Here is a 24,111-nt window from a genome sequence, read left to right as displayed (position 1 = left end):
GGGCGGGGGGGGGGGGGGGGGCCGTGGGGGCGGCGCGGGGCGCGCGCTCGGGGGCGGGGGGGGTGGGGGGGGGGGGGGGCCCCGGGGGGGGGGGGGGGGGGGGGCCCCCCCCCCCACGACGGCGGGGTGTGCGGGTGGTCTCCCCACCACCCGCACACCCCGCACCCCCCGGGTCGGCCTGCGCTGCGACGGCCTCAGATGCGTCGCGCGGTCCTCGGTCCGCCCCGTCGGTCCGCCTCGTCGGTCTGCGCCGAGGGCGGACGGTCCTGGTCCCTCAGACGAGCCAGGCGTTGCGCCGCACCAGCGGCAGCCTCTTCCACGTGCGGCCGAGGCCGAGCACGTCGCCTGCGCCGATCATCGCGAGGGCCACGATCGTCAGGGCCATCGTCAGGTGGTCGTCGAGGACGGGGTTGGTCTCGAGCGGCAGCGACGCGAGGTACATGAAGAGCAGCAGCGCCGCTCCGCTGACCGCCGCCACCCGCATCCCGATGCCGAGCGTGAGGGCGAGGCCGATGCCGAGGAGCGCGGCCATGAAGAGCCAGTCGGCCCACACCGCGCCGGCCATGCCGTTGAAGAAGCCGGCGAACGGCCCCTCGACCCCTGACAGGTAGCCGGTCGTCGGGCTGCCGCCGTTCACCCAGGCGCGCTCGGCCGGGGTCGCGAACCCGAGGCCGAAGGTCTTGTCGAAGAACGCCCAGAGGAAGTAGATCCCCAGGACGATGCGCAGCACGCCGAGCACGACCTGCGTGGGCCGTCCCGCCCGTGCGGCGAGGCTGAGCGTCTCGGGCTCGTGGCCCGCGACCGTCGGGAGCGGCTTGCTCACGTTCCGGTCGATCGTCCCCACCATCGCTGTCCCCTCTCGTCGACCCGGTCCTCGTGGCCGGGCTCCTTGGCCCCGGCCTCGGTGGCCGGGTTCCTTGGTTCCCAGCCTTCCGCGGCGGGGGAGAGGGGTCGCCGGGCGAAGGTCGCCGCCCCGGGGGACCAACGTCCCCGGCGGGCTCAGGACGTCGAGGAGTCGATCTCCGAGCTCAGCTCGTCGACCTGGGCGCGCAGGTCCTCGAGCGCCGACCGCACGGAGGCGTCGGCGCCGGAGAGCGAGGAGGTGACGGACTCGAGGTCCTGGGAGGCCTGGTCGAGAGCGTCCTGCGCCTCGGCGAGCCGCTGCTCGGCGTCGGCACGTGCCTCGTCGCCCGCGGCGGCGGCGTCGTCGACCGCCGCGCGCGCCTCGTCGGCGGCCTCCTGGGCGGCCGTGACGGCCTCCTCCGCGCGCGCCTGGGCGTCGTCCGGGAGGGACCCGAGGTCGTCGGTGAGGGACCGGACGTCCTCGCCGATGGACTCGGCCTGGGAGCGCGCGTCCTCGAGGAGCTGCTCGAGCCCGTCGCCCGAGAGGGTGAACTCCGGCACGGAGACGGAACCGTCCTCCGCGCACGCCCCGAGACCGAGGGCCGCCACGGCGGCGATCGCGGCGACGGCGAGGCGCGACGTCGACCTGGGATGACGCTGCGATGAACTCATGGCGACATTGTGCCTCCGGCGGATGAGAGCCGGGTGAGAGCCCGGAGGGGTGCGTGTACGGTAGGACCGACGAGGGCACCGCGACGGTCGTCGCCGTGGCCCGGGTGCGCGAAGACGCGCGCGACCGGGCCGGGCGTCCGTACTGCGCGGGACGCCAGGAGCAGCGCACGAGGGAGCACCGTGAGCACGTCGACGCACCGTGACGACGCGGACGACCGCGTGCTGTCGCGCCGTGCGCGCACCGTCTCGCAGGTGCTCATCTCCTCGGCCCTCGGCATCACGCTCGCCGCAGCGCTGGCCGGCAGTGCGCAACCGCGCGAGGGTGACTCGTTCTTCGCGCCGACAGCGGTGTCGGGGACGGTCGAGACCGTCTCGCACGACTTCGGTGGGGGGCTCGACGAGACGCAGCAGGTCCAGGCGGCGATCACGGTGCTCGCCACGGCCAACGCGCTGGAGACCGACGCCGTCAGCCCCTCGATCGAGGAGACGCGTTCCGACCTCGGTGTGCTGCTGGCGACGTACCTCGCGCAGCAGGACGCCGCCCGCCGCGTGACCGTCCCGGCCGTGCTCGAGCCGGAGGACGACGGCGCGGCCGACGGCGGCGCCGACGGTGACGTCGGTGACCTCGACAGCGCGCCCGGCGACCTCCGCCTGCCGACGCTGCCCGGCCCGGTCGTGCCCGGGCAGGGCGGCACGGGGCTCGCCGGACCGGGCATCGGCACCGACGGGCCGTCCGACCGCCCGACCGACGGTACGGAGGACGGCCGGACGTCCGACGACGAGCCCGACACCCGCCAGGCGGCCGGGACGTCCGACGACGGCCCGGTGCTCGCCGACGTGGAGCGTCCGTCGGTGACGCTGACGTCGGCCACGCCGTCGCCGTCGCCCTCCGCGTCCCCCTCGCCGTCTCCCGGCCCGACGCCGTCGCCGACGCAGGCGCCGCCGGACGTCCCGGGCGCCGGGGACGACGGGCGGGTGCTCCCGGGGGACGGCGTCCCCGCGCCCGACGGCGTGCGCCCCGGCGGGGCCGGCGACGGGCTCCCCGACGAGGACGAGCTCTACCCCGACGACGGCTTCGGCGCGGACGGCACGTCCCCGGACGACGAGGACCCGCTCGGCGGCGGTGCGGGGGACGACGCCCTGGACGACGGTGACGACGCGACCGACGACGTGACCGGGTCCCGTGCCGAGGGCGGCGCGACGGGCGGCGGCGAGGCCGGTGACGGCCCGGTCACGCTCGAGGACGTGGTGGGGACCGCGACCCGGCTCGCCGACCTACTCGGCGCGTCGTCCACGATCCCGGCCGTCGACGTCCTGCCCGCGGGCGGCGTCGTCCCGGGGAGCGGCACGTCGGCGAGCAGCGCGGCGCTCTCGGAGCGACTCCGGGAGGTCGTGGCCAGGTACGCCGGCTCCACCGACGCCTACGAGAACGGGCGGATCCCCGCCGACGCCCTGTGCGTCCTGTCGTTCGCCCCCGGCCACTCCCTGCGGTGCGACGCCGCGGAGCAGCTGGAGGCGCTGGCCGCCGAGTTCGAGAAGGAGTTCGGCAGGCCGCTGGCGATCACCGACTCCTACCGCACGTACGAGTCGCAGGTGCGGCTCAAGGTGATCAAGCCCTACCTCGCCGCCGTGCCGGGCACGTCGCAGCACGGCTGGGGCCTCGCGATCGACATCGGTGGGACAGTGCCGTCCGGCAGGTCCGCCGAGTACGTGTGGCTGCGCACGCACGGCCCCGACTACGGGTGGGACAACCCGACCTGGGCCCGGCCCGGTGGCGTCAAGCCCGAGCCGTGGCACTTCGAGTTCTTCGGCGCAGGCCCGATGCCCGACCGGTACACGCCGGGGGAGATCGTGCCGACCGCGCCCGGCCCGGTGCCCGCGGACCCCTCGCCGAAGCCCACCCCCGGCCCGGTGCCCCAGCCGCCCAAGCCGGCTCCCACGCCGAAGCCGACGCCGACGGACCCCACGCCCACGAACCCGAAGCCCACGAACCCGAAGCCGACGGACCCGAAGCCCACGGACCCGCCGACGGACCCGCCGACCGACCCGACCGACCCGCCGACCGATCCCACGGACCCGCCGACGGATCCCACGGACCCGCCGACGGACCCGACCGACCCGCCGACGGACCCCGACCCGACGCCGGACCCGGAGCCGACGCCGGATCCGGACCCCACGCCGGACCCGGAGCCGACGCCGGACCCCACGCCTGAGCCGACGGAGCCCGCGGAGCCGGAAGACCCGGCGTCGGACGACCCGGCCGCGGTACCCACGCAGACGCCGGACGAGGACGTGCTGCCGGCTCCCTGACACGTCCGACGGACGCGCGGCTGACCGCTGTCGTCCCGGACGGAGGAAAATCGCTCGCGTCGTCCGTGACGGCGCTCTAGCGTCGTGCGCGATGTGACGCTCACCTGCCCCGACCGGCCCGTTCCTCCGAGCCCGTAGCCGCGGTCCTGCGCGCCCTCGTGCGCGATCGGCGCGCCTCGGGCAGCCCTGGCAGGTGATCGCATGACCCCCGTCCTCCGCGCGTCCGACGTCCACATGTCCTACGACGGCCGCGCCGTGCTCCGCGGCGTCGACCTCGCCGTCGACCCCGGCCACCGTGCCGGCCTCGTCGGCGAGAACGGTGCCGGGAAGTCGACGCTCCTGCGCGTCCTGGCCGGCCTCACGACGCCCGACTCCGGCTCCGTCGAGCGCCCGGCCGACCTCGGGTTCCTCCACCAGGAGTTCCCGTACCCGCCGTCGACGACCGTCCGCACGGTCGTCGACGACGCCCTCGCGGCCGTGCGCGCGCTCGAGTCCGACCTCGAGGCCGCGGCCGCCGCCCTGGTCGACGTGTCAGCACCACCGGAGGCCGGGCCGACGCGTGGTGCTGACACGTCGGCTCGCGAGGCGGCGTACGACCGCGCCCTCGCGAGGGCACAGCTCGCCGACGTGTGGGACGCCGACGCGCGGGCCGCGCGCACGCTCGCGGGCCTCGGCCTGGACGTGGGCGGCGTCGCGGACCGCCCCGTCGGCTCGCTGTCCGGCGGGCAGCGCACGCGTCTCGGCCTCGCCGCGCTGCTCGTGCGCCAGCCGGGCGCGCTCCTGCTCGACGAGCCGACCAACCACCTCGACGACGACGCCGCCGAGTTCCTCGCCGCGGCGCTGCGAGCGCTGCCGGGCGCCGTCGTGCTCGCGAGCCACGACCGCGTGTTCCTCGACGAGGTGTGCACGGAGATCCTCGACCTCGACCCGGCGGCCGAGCCCTTGCGCGGCTCGACGGCGGACGGTGCCGCGCCCGGCATCACCGCGCCCGGCATCACCGCGTACGGCGGGGGCTACGTCGACTACCTCGAGGCCAAGCGCGTCGAGCGGGAGCACTGGGAGCAGCGGTTCGCCGCCGAGCAGGAGGAGCTGCGTGCGCTGCGCCGCGCCGTCGCCGTCACCGCGCGCGACGTGAGCAAGGACCGCGAGCGCGGCAACCAGGCGAAGATCCTCTACGACTTCAAGGGCGAGCGGGTGCAGAGCCAGGTGTCGCGGCGCGTGCGCAACGCGCAGCAGCGGCTCGACGCGCTCGAGCGCGACCAGGTGCGTCGCCCGCCCGCTCCGCTGCGCTTCGCGCCACCGCAGGGGTCGTCGGGGTGGGCCACGGGACCGGGCGGGCGGGGCGACGTCGTCCTGTGGGCGCGGGACGTCGTGGTGCACCGGGACGGACCGGCGCCCGCGGGGGAGCGCACCGAGCGGCTGGACCTGGCGGCGTCCGGCGTGCCGTCGATCGACATCTCCCGCGGGACGCGGCTGCTCGTGACCGGGGGTAACGGCGCCGGCAAGTCGACCCTGCTGCACGTGCTCGCCGGGGACCTCGAGCCCGACGCCGGCACGGTCGGCCGGGCGCGCGGCGCCCGCGTCGGGCTCCTCGAGCAGGACGTGCACCTGCACGACGACGAGCGCACCCCGCGCGAGGTCCTCGCCCTCGTGCAGGGGACGGGCGGACCCGAGGACGGCACGCGCGTCGACGCGCACGGGCTCCTCGCGCCGCGTGACCTGGGGCGGCCGCTCGCCGACCTGTCCGTCGGCCAGCGCCGTCGTCTCGTGCTCGCGATGCTCGTGTCCCAGGCGCCCGGCGTCCTGCTCCTCGACGAGCCGACCAACCACGTGTCCCTGACGCTCGCGACGGAGCTCATGACGGCAGTGCAGGGCTGGCCGGGTGCCGTCGTCGTCGCGTCGCACGACCGGTGGCTGCGCCGCGGCTGGACGGGCGACGTCGTGCACCTGGCCTGACGGGCCGGACGTGCCGCCGGCACGGTCCGCGGTCCGCGGTCCGCGGTCCGCGCGCGATCTCGCTGGCCCGTCCCGGCGGCAGGTGCCTAGGGTCGGGGCATGGGCGACGCAGGCGGCTCGGACAACACGTGGAAGCAGGTCGTGGCGGCGCTCGCGGACGACGGACGGCTCGCGCTGTTCGGCCGGGTGGTCGTCGACGCGCCGGCCGAGGCGGACCTCACGACCGACGACCGGCGTCGCCTCGTGCCGCTGCTCGCCGCGGGGATCGTGGTGCGCGACGACGGCGGCTTCCTGCGCGCGGTCCCGGCCCGTTTCGCCGGGCTGCTCAGCTCGACCCCGTCCCCGCAGCCGACCGGGCCCGACCGGTTCCTCGTGGGCGGCCGCCTGCTGCGCAGCCCCAAGCGCCTGCGGGACCGCCAGCTCGTCGTGCGCTATCTCGCCGCGCAGGTGCTGCCGCTCGAGGAGCCCGTCACCGAGCTGACGCTCACGAAGCGGCTCGCGGAGCGCGCGGCCGACCCGGTCTCGCTGCGGCGCGCGATGGTCGACGCCGGGCTCGTGCACCGCACGCGCGACGGCGCGGAGTACTGGCGCACGGTCGTCACCGAGTTCGACGACGTCTGACGTCTGACGTCTGACGTCCGGCGCCGGCCCGCCGCAGCGGGCTAGGGTCGGTGGCGTGAGCAGCGGACGGAGCAGCGGACGGAGCAGCGGGCAGGACGGCGGGCAGGGCACCGGACCGGGCGACGAGCGCGCCGTCGCGGCGCTGGAGGCGTCGGGCATCGGCTTCACCCTGACGCGCCACGGCCGGGTCGGTTCGCTCGAGGAGGCCGCGGCCGCGCGCGGCGTCGACCCGTCGCGCGTGCTCAAGACGATCGTCGTGCGGCGCGGCGACGACGACTACCTGTTCGTCCTCGTCCCCGGCGACCGGCAGATCGCCTGGCCGCGCCTGCGTGCCCTGCTCGGCGTGTCGCGGCTGTCGATGCCGGACAAGGAGGTCGCGCGCGACGTCACCGGGTACGAGCGCGGCACCATCACGCCGTTCGGCGCGACGCGCGCCTGGCCCGTCGTGGCGGACGAGCGCGTGGCCGCCTCCGACGGCGCCGTGTCGATCGGCGCGGGGGCGCACGGCGTCGCCGCGACGGTGGACGGCTCCGAGCTCGTGCGGGTGCTCGCCGCCCAGGTCGCGGACGTCACGGACCCCCTGTAACGTCCCGGTTCGCCCGCGGCAGCACCGCCCCGGCGTCGTCCCGCCGTCCGGCGGGTCCGACCGGTGGTGCGGACGCCGTGCCGGGTGCACACTCAGGGTGCCCCGGTCACCGGCGCCCGGGTGCCGCTGCCGACCTCGCCCGCTCCCGTACGGGAACAGGGAGCGCCCCGGACGCGTTGGACAAGACCGAGGTGGAGCCGGCAGCACGCAGGACGATCGAGAGACGGTGGAGCTGGACCGCATGGACACAGGCAGCGCGAGCGACCAGGCGAGCGGCATCGCCTACGCACCCTCCGAGGGCGGCGTCGTCGTGACGATGTGGGGCGAGGTCGACGCCGCGTTGCGGGACCGCGCGAGCGAGGCGATGTCGTACGTCCTCGACACCCGCGGCCCCGTCGTCGTGGACGTCGCCGGGGTCTCGTTCATCGACTCGTCCGGGATCGCCTTCATCATCCAGCTCTACATGCTGGGCGACGAGGAGAGCCGCGACGTGGTGCTGCGCGACCCGTCGGAGAGCATCGTCGAGCTCCTCGAGATGATCGGCATGGGCGGGCGCATCCCCGTGGTCCGCACCGACGACGCGCCCAGCGGGCCGGTCGCCGTCGTGGGCGTCGGCTGACGCCGACGGTCCCGAGAGACCCGGCCGGCGCGGTCCAGGCCGAGCCGTAGGGAGGGTCGTCGCGCCCGGCGGTCGCGCCGGGGAGCCTGGCGGGTCCTGTGGGAGCCGACCGTTACGGTCCCCCTATGCGGATCCTGCACACGTCCGACTGGCACCTCGGGCGCACGCTCCACGGCGTGGACCTGCTGGAGCACCAGGCCGCACACCTCGACCACCTCGTCGACCTGGCGCGCGCCGAGCGCGTGCGCGCCGTGGTGGTCGCGGGGGACGTCTACGACCGCGCGATCCCGCCCGTCGAGGCGGTCGCCCTCCTGTCCGACGCCGTCGCGCGCCTCGCGGAGCACGCCCACGTCGTGATCACGCCCGGCAACCACGACTCCGCGATCCGTCTCGGCTTCGCCGAACGGCTCCTGCGTCCGGGCGTCCACCTGCGCACGCGCGTGGCCGACGTCGGCACGCCCCTGGTCCTCGGACCGCGCCCGGGCGCCACCGGGGAGAGCGACGAGGCGCTGCTCGTCCACGCGCTGCCGTACCTGGACCCGGACGCGGCGCGCCACGAGCTGGCGGACGACGCCCCGCTCGCGCGCTCGCACGAGGCCGTCATGGCCGCGGCGGTGCGCCGGGTCGGTGCGGACCTCGCCGCACGCCGGGCGGGCGGGTTCCGCGGGCCCGTGGTCGTGTCCGGCCACGCGTTCGTGGTCGGCGGGGAACCGTCGGAGTCCGAGCGCGACATCCGCGTCGGCGGCGTCGACTCGGTCCCCGCCGGGACGTTCGCCGGCCACGGCATCGACTACGTCGCGCTCGGGCACCTGCACGGACCGCAGCGCGTCCCGGTGCCGGATGTTCCACGTGGAACCGCAGGTCATGGCGCCGTGGACGCGGTGGCGGGCCCGCCCGTCGCGCGGTACTCGGGCTCGCCGCTCGCCTTCTCGTTCTCCGAGGTCCACCAGCGCAAGTCCACCGCGCTCGTCGACCTCGACCGGCTGCGCGACGAGGGCCACGACGCCGTGGAGCTCGTCCCGGCGCCCGTGCCGCGCCGGCTCGCCGAGGTGACGGGACCGCTCGACGACCTCCTCGGCGCGGCCGGCGAGCCGCACCGCGACGACTGGGTGCGCGTCGTCGTCACGGACGCGACGCGGCCCGCCGAGCTGTACGCGCGCGTGCGGGCGCGCTTCCCGCACGCGCTCCAGGTGACGCACCGCCCCCCGCAGCCGGTCGAGCGCGAGACGGTGACCGCCGTCGGCCCGGGCCGGGATCCGCTCGACGTCGCCCGGGACTTCGTCGAGCACGTGTCGGGGCACGCGCCGTCCGCGGCCGAGGAGCTCGTGCTGCGCGACGCGCTCGAGGGCGCGCTCGCGGCGGAGCGGAGCGCCTGATGCACCTGCACTCGCTCACGTTCCAGGCCATCGGCCCGTTCCCCGGCCGCCACCGCGTCGACCTCGCGGCCCTCGGGACCTCGGGCATCTTCCTGCTCGACGGTCCGACGGGCGCCGGCAAGTCGACGATCATCGACACGATCGTGTTCGCCCTCTACGGCAAGGTCGCCTCGGAGGCGGCGAGCGACGACCGGCTGCGCTCGGCCTTCGCGGACGCGTCCGTCGAGTCGTTCGTCGACCTCGTGCTCGAGGTCCCGGCGGGCGTGTTCCGCGTGCGGCGCACGCCCGAGTACCGGCGGCCCAAGAAGCGGGGCGAGGGCACGACGACGCAGCAGGCCTCGGTGCGGCTCTGGCGCCTGCCCGCCGTCCCGGCGCCCGACGACGAGGACCCGGCCGGAGAGCTGCTCTCCGCGCGTCTCGACGAGGCGGGCGCGGAGATCCAGCGTCTCGTCGGCCTCGACCGCCGTCAGCTCGTCCAGACGGTCGTGCTGCCGCAGGGCGAGTTCGCGAGCTTCCTGCGCGCCGACCCCGAGCGGCGGCGCGACCTGCTCCAGAAGGTCTTCGGCACCGAGCTCTACGAGCGTGCGTCCGTGCGCCTCGGCGAGCTCGCCCGGGCCGCGCGCGGACAGGTCGACGCCGCCCGCCAGGCCGTCACGAGCGCCGTCGAGCACTACTGCGGTGCCTCGGGGATCGGGCCGGACGACGCCCGTGCGCTGCGCGAGGCCTGCCAGGACGACGCGCGCGTGCGCCGGGCGACGGACGCCGAGATCGAGGCGCTGGTCGACGCTCTCGGCCGGGACGTGGACGCGGGCCGCGACGAGGAACCCGACCGGGGTGCCGGCACCGTTCAGGACGCCGAACCCGGGCACGCCGGCGACGGGTACGGCGTGCACGCGCACGCCGTCGCGCACGGACGACGTCGCGAGGCGCAGGCCCACGCCCTGGCGGCGGAGGAGCGCGCGGCCCACGCCGCGCTGGCCGCGGCGCGGGACCGGCACGACGCCGTGCGCGCGACGGCCGCAGCTCTCGACCGGCGAGCCGCGCTGCGGGCCGAGGGCGAGCGGCTCGCCGCGCAGGAGCCGCACGTGGCCGCGCTCGTGGCGCGCCTCGACGCGGCCGGTCGGGCCGCCGTCGTCGCACCGGCAGCACGCGCCGCGCTCGCCGCCGAGCGGGCGCTCGTCGACGCGCTCGAGCGCCTGGAGATCGCCCGGACGGGTGTCCCCGCCGAGCTGGCCGATGCCGATCCGGGCGCGCTCGAGGCGGTGCGCTCCGACGTGCTCACCGCGTCGGTGCGCGTCGTGCGGCTGCTCCCCGTCGGAGCCGGTCTGCCCGCGCGCGAGCGCGAGCTCGCGGACGGACGCAAGGAGGTCGCGCGGGCGGCCGAGGAACGGGGCCGCGTGCTCGCCGACCTCGCGGAGCGGCCCGTTGCGCGCGAGACGCTCCGGGCGCAGGTCGCGGAGCAGGGGGAGGCCGCGGCGCGGCTCGGCGGCCTCGAGGAGCGTGCCGGGCGGGCGCGCGCCGTCGCCGCGGCGGCGCGCGAGGCGCAGGCGCTGGACGGCGAGCACGCCCGCGCGCTGGCGGCGCGGTCGCTCGCCGGGGACGCCGCCGTGCACGCCGTCGAGGCGGAGCGGCGCGTGCGCACCGCTCGCATCGCCGGGATCGCGGGCGAGCTCTCCGCGTCGCTCGTGCACGACGCCCCGTGCCCGGTCTGCGGCTCGCCCGAGCACCCGGACCCTGCGCGCCGGACGGACGACCACGTCACCCCCGAGGACGTCGAGGCGGCCGAGGCCGCGCGCGTCGCGGCGGAGCGGGCGCTGCGGGACGCGTCGGCGGACGTCGCCCGGCTCGACGAGCGTCTGGACGCGCTGCGGCACGCCGCCGAGGGCCTCGACGTCGGGACCGCTCACGCCCGGGTCGTCGAGCTGGAGGACGCGGTGACGCGGGCGCGCGCCGCGGTCACCGCGCGCGAGCACGCCGAGCGGGAGCTCGAGGAGCACGACGCCGCGACGCGAGCGCTGCACGAGCGCGCCGCCGAGCTCGCCGAGACCGTCGCGGCGGCGACGTCGCGCCTCGACGAGCTCGCCACGGCCGTGGCGGCCGACACCGCCGAGATCGCGCGCGAGGCGGCGTCGGCGCGCGCTCTCCTCGCCGGTGCCGCCCTTCCCGACGTGCTCGAGCACGAGGGTGGCCCGCGCAACCCGGTGGCGGTGCTCGCCGCCGCGCTCGACGATCGCGCCCGGTCCCTGACCGCTCTCAGCGAGGCCGACGCCGCGGTGGCGGCCGCGCGGCGCGAGGCCCGACGGCGCGGCGACGAGGTCGAGGTCCTCGTGGCCGAGGGCGGCTTCGCCGACGCCGCGCAGGCGCTCGCGGCCGCGCTCGACGACGACGAGCGCGCACGGCTCGAGGCGGAGGTCTCCCGGCACCGGGCGGCGCTCGCCACCCTGCGGGCCGGCCTCGCGGACCCTGTCGTCGCCGCGCTGGCGGAGGACGCCGTCGCGGACGTCGACGCGGCACGCGCGGCCGTCGCCGACGCCGAGGCCGCGGCGGGAGCCGTCACGCGGCGCCACGAGTACGCCCTGCGCCTGGCCGACTCGGCAGGCGCCGCCGCGGAGGCGCTCGGAGACGCGGTCGACGCGTGGCACGCGGCACGCGGGGACGCGGGCCCCGTCATCCGCATGGCCGCGCTCGCCGCGGGCACGGGCAGCGACAACGCGCACGCGCTGTCGCTCGCCACGTTCGTCCTCGTGCAGCGGTTCGAGGACGTCGTGGCCGCCGCCAACGAGCGGCTCGCCGAGATGTCGTCGGGACGCTACGAGCTGGTGCGCAGCACCACGCGCGAGGACGTGCGGTCCCGGCGCACGGGTCTGGCGATGAAGGTGCTCGACCACGTGACCGAGAGGGCGCGCGACCCGAGGACGCTGTCGGGCGGCGAGACCTTCTACGTGTCGCTGTGCCTCGCGCTCGGGCTCGCCGACGTCGTGACCGCCGAGGCGGGTGGGGTCGAGCTCGGCACGCTGTTCGTCGACGAGGGCTTCGGCAGCCTCGACGCCGAGACCCTCGAAGTGGTCCTGGGCGCGCTGGGTCGGCTGCGCCGCGGCGGCCGCGTGGTCGGCGTCGTCTCGCACGTGGAGGCGCTCAAGCAGGCGGTGGCGGAGCGGGTCGAGGTGCGCCCGCGCGCCGGAGGCGGGAGCACGCTCTCCGTGCGAGCGTGAGAGGGGCGCACGGCCCCGGGAGCGCGCCGCCGCGGGTGCTGTGCCGAGGGCGTGGCCGAGGGCGCGCGGACCGGACCGAGGGACGAGGGGACGTGGACGAGCGGAGCGGGTCGACCAGCCGGAGCGAGGCCCGGGCGCGCCGGCTGCGCGGCCGGTGGGACCGCGAGGCACGGGGCTACGACCGGGAGATGACCGCCGCCGAGCGCCGGCTCTTCCCCGGTCTCCGGCAACGGGTGTGCGGGCTGGCCGAAGGTCGCACGCTGGAGGTCGCGGTCGGCACCGGGCTCAACCTCCCGCACTACCCGGAGCAGGTCCGCGCCGCAGGGTTCACGGGGGTCGAGTGGAGCCCGGGCATGCTCGACCACGCCCGACGGCGCGCGGCCGGGCTCGGCGTCGACGCCGACCTGCGGCTCGGTGACGCCCAGGCGCTCGACCTGCCCGACGACGCCTTCGACACCGTCGTCAGCACCCTCGCGATGTGCGCGATCCCCGACCACGAGGCTGCTCTCGCCGAGATGGTGCGCGTCGTGCGGCCGGGTGGTCTCGTCCTGCTCGCGGACCACGTCGCGTCGTCCTCCTGGCCGTTGCGGCTCGTGCAGTCGGGCGTGGACCTCGTCACCGGTCCGCTCGTGGGTGAGTACTTCGCGCGACGGCCGATGGACTGGGTGCAATCGCACGGCCTCGACGTCGTGCAGCACGAACGGTCGCGGCTCGGCGTCATCGAGTGGGTCGCGGCGCGCACACCCGTTCGACCAGCTCCGTGACGGCCCAGCGTGCCGCCGCTCCGCCGGCGAGCGTGGCGCGGTCGAACGCCGCGGAGAGCAGGAGCGTGAGCGCGTCGAGGCGTGCGTCGTCGGGCGCGTCGTCCCCGAGCGCGTCCGCCAGCCCGTCCCGCAGGGTGCGGCGGGCGTGGCGGGCGTCGACCTCGTCCGCCTCCGCCGCGCCGAGGACGGCGGGCGCGTCGAGCAGGAGGAGCCGGGTGCGGCCGGGCACGGCCATCGCGTCGAGGTAGGCGTCCGCCCCGGTGACGAGCCGGTGGCGGGCGTCGTCCGCGGCGTCGTCGGCCGGGGTGGCGGCACGCTCGATCTCCGCGGCGACGGCCGCCGCCTCGGCCTCGACCACCGCGCGGAAGAGGTCCTGCTTGTCCACGAAGTGGTGGTAGAGCGCCCCGCGGGTCACGTGCGCCGCCGCGGCGACCTGCGGCGTGGACGTCCCGGCGTACCCGTGCGTGACGAACAGCGTGCGTGCGGCGTCGACGAGCGCGCCACGCGTGGCCCGGGTCCGTTCCTCGTTGCTCCGCCGCGACCGCGACGCGCCCTCTTGCATACCGACAGACTGTACGTCACCGTGTAGATACAGACAGGCTGTATGTGGCCGCGCCGTGGCCCCGTCGAGGCGGTGGCACGGTCACCGCCCCCCGAGGAGAGGACCCGACATGCGCATCACGAGCTGGTACCCGGTGATCATGACCGGCGACGTCGCGGCCACCACCGCGTTCTACGTCGACCACCTGGACTTCCGGCCGCTGTTCACGAGCGACTGGTACGTGCACCTGCAGTCGGCGCACGACGAGACGGTGAACCTCGCCGTCCTCGACGGCGACCACGAGACGATCCCCGAGAGCGGGCGAGGGCGAGCGTCCGGGCTGCTCCTCAACCTCGAGGTCGAGGACGTCGACGCGGTGCACGAACGCCTCACCGCGGCCGGGCTCCCTGTCCTGCGCTCGCTGCGCGACGAGGCGTTCGGGCAGCGGCACTTCATCACGGCCGACCCGAACGGCGTGCTCGTCGACGTCATCACCCCGATCCCGCCGACGGGGGAGTTCGTGGACCGGTACGAGGACGCCGCGCGCCCGACGGCGTAGCGGGGCGGCCGAGACGGCCTCGCCGGGCGACCGCGGACGCGGGTGCCGCGCGCTGTCACGAAACCGGTCCGGCGTCGTCCCTACCCGGCGGGAGCAGGGCGGCACGGGATGCGGTCGCCCTGTCAGATGCGGGGCCCTCGCGACACAAGCGGGGTGCCGGGACGTCGAAGGAGAGCAGCATGGCAGCAGCATCGTCCGCCCTGGAGCGCGATCTGCGACGCATGGAGGTGATCGTGCGGCGCGAGCGGCTCCGGCTCGCGGGACGGGTAGGACCGCGCGTGCTCGAGCGCCGCCGCTGGGCGGACGCGCCGCGCCGCCAGTCGCCCACCACCGCGGCCCGCTGAGCCGCCGCCCGCTGAGCCGCCGAGCGCTGCGTCCCGGCGCGGGCGCTGCGTCGAGGGACGCAGCGTTCGGACGCTGACGCAGCGCTCGCCGCTCAGGCGTCCGGGTCGCCGAGGCCGGCGAGGTGGCGCGCGCGGAGCAGCACGTCGTCGAGCATGGCCGGGGTCAGCCGCCCGGTGAAGGTGTTCTGCTGGCTGACGTGGAAGCAGCCCAGGACGGTGAGCGTCCGGTCGCCGGGCTCGCCGACGGCAGCGGGCGCCCGACGGCGCAGCGTCACCTCCGCGCCGTGCGCGAACCGCGGCCGGGGGCGCGGCACGTCCCAGCCCTGCTCGGCGAGGGTCGAGAGCAGGGCCTGCCACCCGAACCCGCCGAGCACGACGGCGACCCGGACGGTCTCGCCGAGCAGCTCGACCTCGCGCTCGAGGTACGGGCCGCAGCGGCGCCGTTCCTCGGGCAGCGGCTTGTTGTCGGGCGGAGCGCACCGCACGGGCGCGGTGACGCGGATGCCGGTGAGGCGCAGGCCGTCGTCGGCACGGACGGACGTCGCCTGGTTGGCGAGGCCGGTGCGGTGCATCGCGGCGAACAGGAAGTCGCCGCTGCGGTCCCCGGTGAACATCCGCCCGGTGCGGTTGGCGCCGTGCGCGGCCGGCGCGAGCCCGACGACGAGGATCCCGGCGCGCTCGTCGCCGAAGCCTGGCACCGGACGGGCCCAGTACGTGTCCTCCCGGAACGACGCGCGCCGCACCACGCCGACCTGCTCGCGCCACGCCACGAGCCGCGGGCACGCACGGCAGTCGACGAGGTGGTCGTCGAGCGCGCCGAGCGTCGGGGCGTCCCGGACGGCGCGGGGGTAGTCGGCGTCGTCGGGCGTCACCGTCCCATCCTGCACGCCCGGCGGGCCGCGCACCGGGCGGCGCGAGCCCGAGGAGGGGCGCGCGTCAGCCCGGGCGGACGATCTGCTGGACCGACCAGGTGTTGCCGTCGGGGTCGGCGAACGTGGTGAACCGTCCCCACGGGAACTCCTCGACCGGCGTCGCGTCGACGCCGTTCCGGAGCAGGTGCTCGCGGGCGGCGTCGGCGTCGTCGACCACGACCTGGAGCCCGCGCTGCGAGCCGGCGGGCATCTCGGTCAGGTCGAGGTCGAGCACCACCGAGCACGCGGAGCCGGGCGGGGTGAGCTGCACGAAGCGCAGGGTGTCGCTCACGCGGTGGTCGTGGTCGGCGTGGAAACCGACCTGGTCGACGTAGAACGCCTTGGCGCGGTCGATGTCGCTGACGGGGACGGGCACGAGCTCGAGCTTGAAGTCCATGGATCGCTCCCGGTCGCGCGGCGTGGCCGGGGTGACCGCGCCGTCGTCCCCCATGGTGCGCCGGGCCGGTCCGCGCGTCCAGGCCCGCCGGGCCGGACGGCGACCGGGTCAGCCGGTGACGGTGAGCGCGTCGTCCTGTGCGTCGTCCTGCGCGACGGCGCCCCGCGGCGCCCACGTGGGCCGCACCGTGAGGAGCAGGACCCCGGCCACGACGACGACGCCGAACATAACGGCCGCCATCGTCACGGACGGCGTCCCGCCGAGCACGCCGGTGAGCGGCGCGATGACCGCGCCCACGCCGAACTGCATCGCCCCGACGAGCGCCGCCGCGGACCCGGCCCGGTGCGCGTTGCGCTCGAGCGCGATCGCCGGGACGGACGGCATGACGAAGCCGGCCGTGCCGAGCGTCAGGACGATCAGCGTCACGAGCACGGGCAGAGGTGCGCCGGCGACCGCGGCGAGCAGCAGGCCGCCCGAGAGCACGAACCCGGCGGCGATCGCGGCCTGGAGGATCGAGGTCGCGGCCACCCGACCCACGAGCGCGCCGTTGACCTGGCTCCCGGCGGTCACGGACACGGCGCCGACGCCGAAGAGGATCGCGTACTCCTGCGCGGACAGCCCGAACTGCTCCTGGAGCACGAACGTGGAGGCGGACACGTACGTGAACAGCGCGGCCATGTAGAAGCCGGCGATGAGCGCGAGACCGAGGAACGACCAGTCGCGCAGCAGGCTCCCGTACGAGCGCAGCGCCTCACCCGTCCCGCCGGTGCGGCGACGCTCGACGGGCAGCGACTCGCGCAGGCGGAGCGCGACGGCGACCCACAGCACGGCGCCCACGACGGCGAGCGCGACGAACATCAGGCGCCACGAGCCGAGGAGCAGGAACTGGGCACCGAGCGTGGGCGCGAGGATCGGCGCGACGCCGACGACGAGCATCAGCCGCGCGATGACCTTGCCGACGCGGTACCCGTCGAAGAGGTCGCGGACGATGGCCATCGACAGCACCATGCCCGCCGCGCCAGAGAGGCCCTGGACGAAGCGCAGCGCGGTGAGGAGCTCGACCGACCCGGCCGCGACGATGCCCGCCGACGCCACGACGTAGACGGCGAGCGACACGAGCAGCGGCGACCGGCGCCCGACGGCGTCGGACACCGAGCCGACGAGCAGCTGGCCGAGCGCGAGGCCCGCGAGCGTCGCGGTGAGGGTGAGCTGCACCCGGGACTCGGTGGTCCCCAGCTCGTCGACGATCTGCGGGAACGCCGAGAGGTAGAGGTCGATCGTCAGCGGCCCCACGGCGGTGAGCGTGGCCAGGAGGACGACGAGACCGGCGGGGATGCGCCCGTCGCGCGGCAGCGCGGGCGGAGTGGAGGGCATGTGCGCCTCAACCCTCCCGCGCCGCCGCGTGTTCCCGGACGCCGTGTGCCGACCGCATGCCGAGACGCCTCAGCCCTGCGCGTCGCGCCAGGCGACCCACTCGCGCGTGAGGGAGAGGTCGTAGTCGGGGCCGTCCGCGTCCGTGGTGAACAGCGTGGCGCCCGCGGCGACGAGCTCGTCCGCGACCTCGCGCGGCGACCGCCGCACCGCGACCGACCGCTCGACGAGCCGCGCCGTGTGGCGACCGACCGCCGCGCCGTGCTCGTCGAGGATCGCGCTCTTGCGCGCGAGCGTCGACGCGTCGCCGAAGGAGTGCCACACGTCGGCGTGCTCGGCGACCACGCGCAGCGTCTTCTTCTCGCCGCCGCCGCCGATCATCACGGGGATCTCGCGCGTCGGGGCGGGGTTCTTGGACGCCCAGCGGGCGCGGATGCGCGGCATCGCCTCGGCCAGGTCGGCGATGCGCGAACCGGCCGTGCCGAAGTCGTAGCCGTACTCGGCGTAGTCGCGCTCGAACCAGCCGGCGCCGATGCCGAGGAGCAGCCGGCCGCCCGAGATGTGGTCGACGGTGTGCGCCATGTCGGCGAGCAGGTCGGGGTTGCGGTAGCTGTTGCAGGTGACGAGCGCGCCGATCTCGACGCGCTCGGTCTGCTCGGCCCAGGCGCCGAGCATGGTCCAGCACTCGAAGTGCTTGCCGTCCGGGTCGCCGGTGAGGGGGAAGAAGTGGTCCCAGTTGAAGATCACGTCGACCCCGAGGTCCTCCGCGCGGAGGACGGCGTCGCGGATCTGGGCGTAGTCGGCGTGCTGCGGCTGGAGCTGGACGCCGATGCGGAACGGGTGCTGCGGAGGGGTCATGGCCGCAATCTACGTCGCGGACCTAGGGTGGGCGCATGAAGCGCCTGGTCGGATGGCTCGTCGCGGTGGTCGCCCTCGTCGTCGTGGCGGTGGTCGCGGACCGCGTGACCGTGCGCGCCGCCGAGAACGGCGCGGTGAAGGCGTTCGAGCAGCAGGCGGACGACGTGTCCGGTGCGCAGATCGACATCCTCGGGTTCCCGTTCCTCACGCAGCTCGCGGGCGGCGAGCTCGACCACGTGACCGGCTCCGCCGACACCGCGTCGTTCGGCGGCTACGCCGTCTCCGACGTGCAGGTCGAGGCGCACGGCGTCGGCACCTCGGAGCCGTACACGGTCGCGTCCGGGACGGCGTCGGGCGTCATCGCCACGTCGTCGCTGCAGGAGGTCGTGCGCGAGCAGTCCGGTCTCGACGTCGAGCTGACCACGGACGGCGACGCGCTCGGCGTCGGGCTCGCGGTGCTCGGCCTCGACCTCACCGTGGACGTCGTGCCGCGCGTCGCCGGGCCCGACACGCTCGGGGTCGACGTCCAGGCCGTGCGCACGGGCCTCGGCGTCGTGTCCGTGGACGACCTGCCCGCCGGGATCGCCGGTGCGCTGGAGGACCTGCGGGTGCCGCTCGACCTCCCCGAGGGCGTCGCGCTGGAGTCCGTGGCCGTCGCCGACGACGGCGTGCGCGTCGGGGTCTCCGGCACGGACGTCGCCGCGGGGAACCTGGTCGCGTCGTGAGCGCCGCGGCGCCGTCAGCGCCCGCCGTGGCAGGGTGGACGCCGTGACGACGACGCCGGGCAGCACGCAGACCAGCACCAACTGGGCGGGGAACCTCACCTACGCGGCGACGGACGTCGTGCACCCGCGGACGCCCGACGAGCTCGCCGAGACCGTGCGAACCGCCCCGCGCGTCAAGGCGCTCGGGTCGCGGCACTCGTTCGACGACGTCGCCGACACCACGGGCACGCACGTCGTGCTCGACGCGTACGACGAGGGCCGCCCGCCCGTCGAGGTCGACCCGTCGACCGGCGTCGCGTCCGTCGCCGCGGGCCTGCGCTACGGCGACGTCACGCGGCACGTCCAGGCGGCCGGCCGGGCGCTCGCGAACCTGGCGTCGCTGCCGCACATCTCCGTCGCGGGGTCCGTCGCCACGGCGACGCACGGCTCGGGCGACGGCGTCGGGTCGCTGGCGAGCGCCGTCGTCGGGCTCGAGCTCGCCACCGGCGACGGCGAGCTGCGCACGCTGCGCCGCGGCGACACGGACCTCGCGGGCGCGGTGGTCGCGCTGGGAGCACTGGGGATCGTCACGCGCCTCGAGCTCGAGACCGTGCCGACGTTCGACGTCCGCCAGGACGTGCACGTGGACCTGCCCTGGGACGCCGTGACCGCGCACCTCGACGAGCTCACCGCGTCCGCGTACTCGGTGAGCCTCTTCACCGACTGGGGCCCGGACGGCGTGCAGCAGGTCTGGCGCAAGACGCGCCTCGACCCCGGGGAGCGGGGAGAGGACCCGCCCGCCGACCTGTTCGGCGCCACGCCCGCCCGCGAGCAGCGCCACCCGCTGCCCGGCGTCGACCCCGTCCACTGCACCGCCCAGCTCGGCGAGCCGGGCCCGTGGAACGAGCGGCTGCCGCACTTCCGCCTCGACTTCACGCCGAGCAACGGCGACGAGCTGCAGTCGGAGTACCTCGTCCCGCGCCGGCACGCGCTCGCGGCGGTCGAGGCGCTGCGCGCGCTCGGCCCGCGCATCGGCCCGTTGCTCCAGGTGGGGGAGATCCGCACGGTCGCCGCCGACCCCGAGCCGCTGTGGCTCAGCCCGTTCGACGGCCCCACGGTCGGGTTCCACCTCACCTGGAAGCCGTTGCCCGACGACGTGGCACGCCTCCTGCCGGACCTCGAGTCCGCGCTCGCGCCCCTCGGCGCACGCCCGCACTGGGGCAAGGTCTCGCACGCGGTCGCGGCGGCCGATCCGGCGCCGCTCGCCGCGGTCGCCGAGCGGTACCCGCGTCTCGCCGACTTCCGCGCGCTCGCGGAGCGGTACGACCCCGCGCACCGGTTCCGCGGCGGCTTCGTCGAGCGGCTCCTGGCGCTCTGACCTCGCGTACCGCTAGCCCTGGTCACCGCGGCTCGGTACGGTCGGGGTGAGGCCCGTCGACGTGCTGTGACGTTCGCACGCGCGGGTGACCGACGGACGGTACACGGAGGGTGGCGTGGCAGACACGACGAGCGGGTCCCGGGGCGCGGAGCGCGGCGCGCACCGGCCGCGCGAGCAGTGGACGGGGCAGGTCGGGTTCATCGTCGCCGCCATCGGCTCCGCGGTGGGGCTCGGCAACATCTGGCGGTTCCCCGGGGTGGCCTACGAGAACGGCGGCGGGGCGTTCCTCGTGCCGTACCTCGTCGCGCTCCTGACCGCGGGCATCCCCATCCTGTTCCTGGACTACGCGATCGGGCACCGTTTCCGCGGGTCCGCGCCCACGGCGTTCCGCAGGATCTCCCGGCCGTTCGAGAGCCTGGGCTGGTTCCAGGTGATGATCTCGTTCGTCATCGCGGTCTACTACACCGCCGTCATCGCGTGGGCGCTGAGCTTCTTCGTCTACTCGTTCGACCTGCGGTGGGGTGACGACCCGGCGGGCTTCTTCACGGGCGACTACCTGCAGCTCGCCGACCCGGGGATCTCGCTCGACGTCGTCCCGTCCGTGCTCGTGCCGCTCGTCGCGGTGTGGGTCGTGGTGCTCGTGGTGCTCGCGGCCGGCGTCGCCCGGGGCGTGCAGCGCGCGAACATGGTGTTCCTGCCGCTGCTCGTCGCGGCGTTCCTCGTGCTGGTCGTGCGGGCGCTGTTCCTCGACGGTGCGGTCGACGGGCTCAACGCGCTGTTCACCCCGGACTGGTCCGCGCTGGGCGACGCCAACGTGTGGATCGCGGCGTACAGCCAGATCTTCTTCTCGCTGTCGATCGCGTTCGGGATCATGGTGACGTACGCGTCGTACCGCAAGCGCCGCGCCAACCTCACCTCGCCCGGACTCGTCGTGGCGTTCTCCAACTCGTCGTTCGAGATCCTCGCCGGGATCGGCGTGTTCGCGACGCTCGGGTTCCTCGCCGGCCGCCAGGGCGTGGGCGTGGGCGAGCTCGAGGGGATCTCCGGCCCCATCCTCTCGTTCGTCACGTTCCCCGCGATCGTCTCCGAGATGCCCGGCGGGCCGTTCTTCGGCGCGCTGTTCTTCCTCTCGCTCGCGATGGCGGGCTTCACGTCGCTGCTGTCGATCCTCCAGGTGGTGTCCGCCGGCTTCCAGGAGAAGTTCGGGTGGACGCCGCGGCAGGCCGCCCTGCGGGTGGGCATCGTGTCCGCCGTCGTGTCCGTCGCGCTCTTCTCGACGACGACGGGTCTCATCGCCCTCGACACCGCCGACCAGTGGGCGAACAACATCGGGATCGTGGCGTCCGCCGTCCTCACGTGCGTGCTGGTGCTGTGGGTCCGCCGCCGCGGCACCGAGCTCCAGTACCACCTCAACGCCGTCTCGACGTTCCGCGTCGGCGCGTGGTGGCAGGTGCTCGTCGCCCTGCTCGCCCCGGTCGTGCTCGGCTACATGCTGGTCTCGCGCATCGTCACGCTCCTCGCCGACGGCTACGAGGGCTACCCCGGCTGGTACCTCGCGCTCTTCGGCTGGGGCACCGTGGCGCTGATCGTGATCGGTGCGCTCGTGCTCACCGCGCTGCGCTGGCACCGCAGCCCCGACGCCTTCACGGCCTGGCCGCCGTTCCCGCCGGACCGGACGACGGCGCGCACCCACGACACGGAGGTGACCCGATGAGCACGAGCGCGATCATCCTGCTGGTCCTGGCGATCGTCGTGGTGTGGGGCGGGCTCGTCGCGAGCGCGCTGGCGCTGCGGGCGCGGCCCGAACGCGCCGACGCGGACCTCCCGCCCGGCGGCGAGGACGACCACCGCCTCGACACGGCGCCCGTCGAGCGCGACACCTGACGCGCGAGCAGGGCGGCACCGCGACCACGTGCGGTGCCGCCCCGATCACGGTTCGGCATCGGACCACCTGGGCGTTTGGCGGGTGACGCGATCCTCCCGCACACTCATCCCCTGGTGCTGCGCACCGCCGGGTCCTCTGTTCCCCGTACGCCATCCCGCGTAACACGACGGAGACGATCGGGCTCTACGCTGCCGCCACCCGGCCCAACCCGATCGGAGAACCCATGCGTCCGACCCAGCGCAAGCTCCCCCTCGCAGGCCTCGTCGCGCTCACCGCGACCAGCGCCCTCGTCCTGTCCGCGTGCACGGACGCGTCCCAGCAGTCCGGCTCCGAGGAGACCGGCGGCTCCGAGGAGACGTCCTCGGCCGCGCCGACCTTCGACCCCTCGAGCGTCGAGGTGAACGAGGAGGCCGCCGCCCTCCTGCCCGAGGACGTCGCGTCCGCGGGCACGCTGACGGTCGGCTCGAACACCGAGTACGCCCCGGCGGAGTTCGTCGCCGAGGACGGGCGGACGCCCGTCGGGTTCGACATCGACACCATCCACGCGGTCGGCGCGGCGCTCGGGCTCGACGTCGAGGTCCAGTCCGCCGACTTCCCGGCGATCATCCCGGCGCTCGGCACCAAGTACGACGCGGGCATCTCCTCGTTCACCATCACCGAGGAGCGCATGGAGCAGGCGAACATGATCGCCTTCCTCAACGCGGGCTCGGCGTACGCCGTCGCGTCCGGCAACCCCGACGACGTCGACCCGGAGAACCTGTGCGGCCTGACGGTCGCGGTGCAGACCGGCACGATCCAGGACGAGGACATCGCGGTGCAGAGCACCGAGTGCGAGGCCGCGGGCGAGGAGCCCATCGAGATCCTGCAGTACGAGAGCCAGGCGGACGCCACCACCAACCTCGTGGGCGGCAAGGCGCAGGTCATGTACGCGGACTCGCCGGTCGTCGGCTACGCCGTCGAGCAGACGGGCGGGCAGATCGAGCAGCTCGGCGAGGTGTTCGACTCCGCGCCGCAGGGCATCGTCGTCGCCAAGGACGACACGGAGCTCGCCGAGGCGATCCGCGCCGCGATGCAGGGCCTCATGGACGACGGCACGCTCGCCGAGGTCCTCGGCGCCTGGGGCAGCGAGGACGCCGCGCTCGACACCGCGGAGATCAACCCCTCGGTCGGCTGACGCCGTCCTGCCCGAACCGAGCCCGAACCCGAGGTGGACCATGTCCGGACGTGACGCCGTCGACGACCCCGTGCCCGACCGCATCCACGCGGTCCCCGTCCCGCGGCCCGGCCGGTGGATCTCGGCGGTCGTCCTGCTCGTGCTCGCGGCGATGGCCGTGCACGGCCTCGTCACGAACGAGAACTTCCGCTGGGACGTCGTGTGGCTGTACCTGCGCGACGTCGTCGTGATCCGCGGCGTCGGCTGGACGCTCCTGCTCACGTTCGGGTCCATGGTCATCGCGATCGTGCTCGCCGTGGTGCTCGCGGTCATGCGGCGCTCGGACAACCCGGTCATGCGGTCGGTGAGCTGGGGGTACATCTGGTTCTTCCGCGGCACGCCCATCTACACCCAGCTGGTGTTCTGGGGCCTGCTCGCGGTGCTGTACCCCCGGCTCAGCCTCGGCATCCCGTTCGGGCCCGAGTTCTTCGAGTTCCGCACCCAGGACGTCATCACGGCGTTCTGGGCGGCGCTGCTCGGCCTCGCGCTCAACGAGGCGGCCTACCTCGCCGAGATCGTGCGCGCCGGGCTCGGCTCGGTCGACACCGGCCAGACGGAGGCGGCGAAGGCGCTCGGCATGAAGGACTCGAAGATCCTCACGCGCGTGGTGCTGCCGCAGGCGATGCGCGTCATCGTGCCGCCGACGGGCAACGAGACGATCTCCATGCTCAAGACGACGTCGCTCGTCCTCGCGGTGCCGTTCACCCTCGACCTCACGTACGCGACGGGAGCCATCGGCAACCGCACCTTCCTGCCCATCCCGCTGCTCATCGTCGCCGCGCTGTGGTACCTCCTCATCACGAGCATCCTCATGGTGGGCCAGCACTACGTGGAGCGGTACTACGGCCGCGGGTTCGGCGACCAGTCCGGTGGCCGACGGCGCGGGCGCGGGCCCGGCGGGCGGAGCGCCCGCCGCAGGCCCAACCGGCAGGACCTCATCGCCGCGTCGGGCACGACCAAGGACGACCCCTTCCTGGAGGTGACCCCGTGA

At 75.4% G+C, this 24,111-nt stretch carries 23 protein-coding genes; 16 read left to right on the top strand and 7 right to left on the bottom strand.

The window, feature by feature from the left end:
* Positions 1-274: 274 nt before the first annotated feature.
* Both ACFTZA_RS05765 and ACFTZA_RS05760 read right to left on the bottom strand, forming a co-directional pair.
* A complete protein-coding gene (locus ACFTZA_RS05765) occupies positions 275-823 on the bottom strand; it encodes a hypothetical protein (protein ID WP_378191736.1) in 549 nt (182 codons plus the stop codon).
* 176 nt (positions 824-999) lie between these two features.
* Positions 1,000-1,515 carry a hypothetical protein gene (locus tag ACFTZA_RS05760; RefSeq protein ID WP_378191734.1) on the bottom strand — a complete coding sequence of 172 codons (516 nt, stop codon included), beginning with the start codon at positions 1,513-1,515 and terminating at the stop codon, positions 1,000-1,002.
* A gap of 180 nt (positions 1,516-1,695) precedes the next feature.
* On the opposite strand from ACFTZA_RS05760, the gene ACFTZA_RS05755 reads away from it, so the two are divergent.
* The 8 genes from ACFTZA_RS05755 to ACFTZA_RS05720 all read left to right on the top strand — a co-directional run bounded on the left by ACFTZA_RS05755 (position 1,696) and on the right by ACFTZA_RS05720 (position 12,959).
* Positions 1,696-3,825, top strand: a complete 2,130-nt coding sequence (locus ACFTZA_RS05755; protein WP_378191732.1) for a M15 family metallopeptidase — start codon at positions 1,696-1,698, stop codon at positions 3,823-3,825.
* A gap of 201 nt (positions 3,826-4,026) precedes the next feature.
* Entirely contained in the window at positions 4,027-5,781 is a 1,755-nt protein-coding gene (locus tag ACFTZA_RS05750) for an ABC-F family ATP-binding cassette domain-containing protein (RefSeq protein WP_378191730.1), read from the top strand.
* A 99-nt stretch (positions 5,782-5,880) separates the two neighbouring features.
* The gene (locus ACFTZA_RS05745; protein WP_378191728.1) at positions 5,881-6,402 is read left to right on the top strand and encodes a DUF2087 domain-containing protein; all 522 of its coding nucleotides are present in this window, start codon (positions 5,881-5,883) and stop codon (positions 6,400-6,402) included.
* Between the two features lie 142 nt (positions 6,403-6,544).
* Positions 6,545-6,988 carry an aminoacyl-tRNA deacylase gene (locus ACFTZA_RS05740; protein WP_378191922.1) on the top strand — a complete coding sequence of 148 codons (444 nt, stop codon included), beginning with the start codon at positions 6,545-6,547 and terminating at the stop codon, positions 6,986-6,988.
* Positions 6,989-7,229: 241 nt separating this feature from the next.
* On the top strand, positions 7,230-7,607 hold the full coding sequence (locus tag ACFTZA_RS05735; protein WP_378191726.1) for an STAS domain-containing protein: 378 nt from the start codon (positions 7,230-7,232) through the stop codon (positions 7,605-7,607).
* A 125-nt stretch (positions 7,608-7,732) separates the two neighbouring features.
* Complete coding sequence (locus tag ACFTZA_RS05730) at positions 7,733-8,983, top strand: exonuclease SbcCD subunit D (protein ID WP_378191725.1); 1,251 nt, start codon at positions 7,733-7,735, stop codon at positions 8,981-8,983.
* Complete coding sequence (locus tag ACFTZA_RS05725) at positions 8,983-12,195, top strand: AAA family ATPase (protein ID WP_378191723.1); 3,213 nt, start codon at positions 8,983-8,985, stop codon at positions 12,193-12,195. Before ACFTZA_RS05730 ends, ACFTZA_RS05725 begins: the two co-directional genes overlap by 1 nt.
* Positions 12,196-12,287: 92 nt before the next feature.
* The gene (locus tag ACFTZA_RS05720) at positions 12,288-12,959 is read left to right on the top strand and encodes a class I SAM-dependent methyltransferase (protein ID WP_378191721.1); all 672 of its coding nucleotides are present in this window, start codon (positions 12,288-12,290) and stop codon (positions 12,957-12,959) included.
* Here the strand turns inward: ACFTZA_RS05720 and ACFTZA_RS05715 are convergent.
* Positions 12,913-13,521 carry a TetR/AcrR family transcriptional regulator gene (locus ACFTZA_RS05715; RefSeq protein WP_378191719.1) on the bottom strand — a complete coding sequence of 203 codons (609 nt, stop codon included), beginning with the start codon at positions 13,519-13,521 and terminating at the stop codon, positions 12,913-12,915. The genes ACFTZA_RS05720 and ACFTZA_RS05715 overlap by 47 nt on opposite strands.
* 109 nt (positions 13,522-13,630) lie before the next feature.
* On the opposite strand from ACFTZA_RS05715, the gene ACFTZA_RS05710 reads away from it, so the two are divergent.
* Complete coding sequence (locus ACFTZA_RS05710; RefSeq protein WP_378191718.1) at positions 13,631-14,059, top strand: VOC family protein; 429 nt, start codon at positions 13,631-13,633, stop codon at positions 14,057-14,059.
* Between the two features lie 179 nt (positions 14,060-14,238).
* Positions 14,239-14,403, top strand: coding sequence for a hypothetical protein (locus ACFTZA_RS05705; RefSeq protein WP_378191716.1), 165 nt, complete (start codon positions 14,239-14,241; stop codon positions 14,401-14,403).
* A 92-nt stretch (positions 14,404-14,495) separates the two neighbouring features.
* Here ACFTZA_RS05705 and ACFTZA_RS05700 read toward each other — a convergent pair whose 3' ends face one another.
* From ACFTZA_RS05700 to ACFTZA_RS05685, 4 genes are all read right to left on the bottom strand, one after another.
* Positions 14,496-15,275 (bottom strand): uracil-DNA glycosylase, encoded by a 780-nt coding sequence (locus ACFTZA_RS05700; RefSeq protein ID WP_378191714.1) that lies wholly within the window; start codon positions 15,273-15,275, stop codon positions 14,496-14,498.
* 64 nt (positions 15,276-15,339) lie between these two features.
* A complete protein-coding gene (locus ACFTZA_RS05695) occupies positions 15,340-15,711 on the bottom strand; it encodes a glyoxalase superfamily protein (RefSeq protein ID WP_378191712.1) in 372 nt (123 codons plus the stop codon).
* 108 nt (positions 15,712-15,819) lie between these two features.
* Positions 15,820-17,085: a multidrug effflux MFS transporter gene (locus ACFTZA_RS05690; protein ID WP_378191710.1), complete on the bottom strand. Its 1,266-nt coding sequence runs from the start codon at positions 17,083-17,085 to the stop codon at positions 15,820-15,822.
* Between the two features lie 69 nt (positions 17,086-17,154).
* Positions 17,155-17,940: an LLM class F420-dependent oxidoreductase gene (locus ACFTZA_RS05685; protein ID WP_378191708.1), complete on the bottom strand. Its 786-nt coding sequence runs from the start codon at positions 17,938-17,940 to the stop codon at positions 17,155-17,157.
* A 35-nt stretch (positions 17,941-17,975) separates the two neighbouring features.
* Between ACFTZA_RS05685 and ACFTZA_RS05680 the strand changes: the two genes are divergently transcribed.
* From ACFTZA_RS05680 to ACFTZA_RS05655, 6 genes are all read left to right on the top strand, one after another.
* Positions 17,976-18,665, top strand: coding sequence for a DUF2993 domain-containing protein (locus ACFTZA_RS05680; RefSeq protein WP_378191706.1), 690 nt, complete (start codon positions 17,976-17,978; stop codon positions 18,663-18,665).
* 43 nt (positions 18,666-18,708) lie between these two features.
* Positions 18,709-20,022: an FAD-binding protein gene (locus tag ACFTZA_RS05675; RefSeq protein WP_378191704.1), complete on the top strand. Its 1,314-nt coding sequence runs from the start codon at positions 18,709-18,711 to the stop codon at positions 20,020-20,022.
* Between the two features lie 115 nt (positions 20,023-20,137).
* The gene (locus ACFTZA_RS05670; RefSeq protein ID WP_378191702.1) at positions 20,138-21,736 is read left to right on the top strand and encodes a sodium-dependent transporter; all 1,599 of its coding nucleotides are present in this window, start codon (positions 20,138-20,140) and stop codon (positions 21,734-21,736) included.
* Positions 21,733-21,906, top strand: a complete 174-nt coding sequence (locus tag ACFTZA_RS05665; RefSeq protein WP_378191700.1) for a methionine/alanine import family NSS transporter small subunit — start codon at positions 21,733-21,735, stop codon at positions 21,904-21,906. Before ACFTZA_RS05670 ends, ACFTZA_RS05665 begins: the two co-directional genes overlap by 4 nt.
* A gap of 224 nt (positions 21,907-22,130) precedes the next feature.
* Positions 22,131-23,081 carry an ABC transporter substrate-binding protein gene (locus tag ACFTZA_RS05660; RefSeq protein WP_378191699.1) on the top strand — a complete coding sequence of 317 codons (951 nt, stop codon included), beginning with the start codon at positions 22,131-22,133 and terminating at the stop codon, positions 23,079-23,081.
* A gap of 40 nt (positions 23,082-23,121) precedes the next feature.
* A complete protein-coding gene (locus ACFTZA_RS05655; protein WP_378191697.1) occupies positions 23,122-24,111 on the top strand; it encodes an amino acid ABC transporter permease in 990 nt (329 codons plus the stop codon).

The organism is Cellulosimicrobium sp. NPDC057127 (assembly GCF_042670945.1).
Lineage (GTDB): Bacteria > Actinomycetota > Actinomycetes > Actinomycetales > Cellulomonadaceae > Cellulosimicrobium.
The sequence above is the reverse complement of the archived record's forward strand: the minus strand, read 5'-3'. Positions and strand labels throughout refer to the sequence as shown.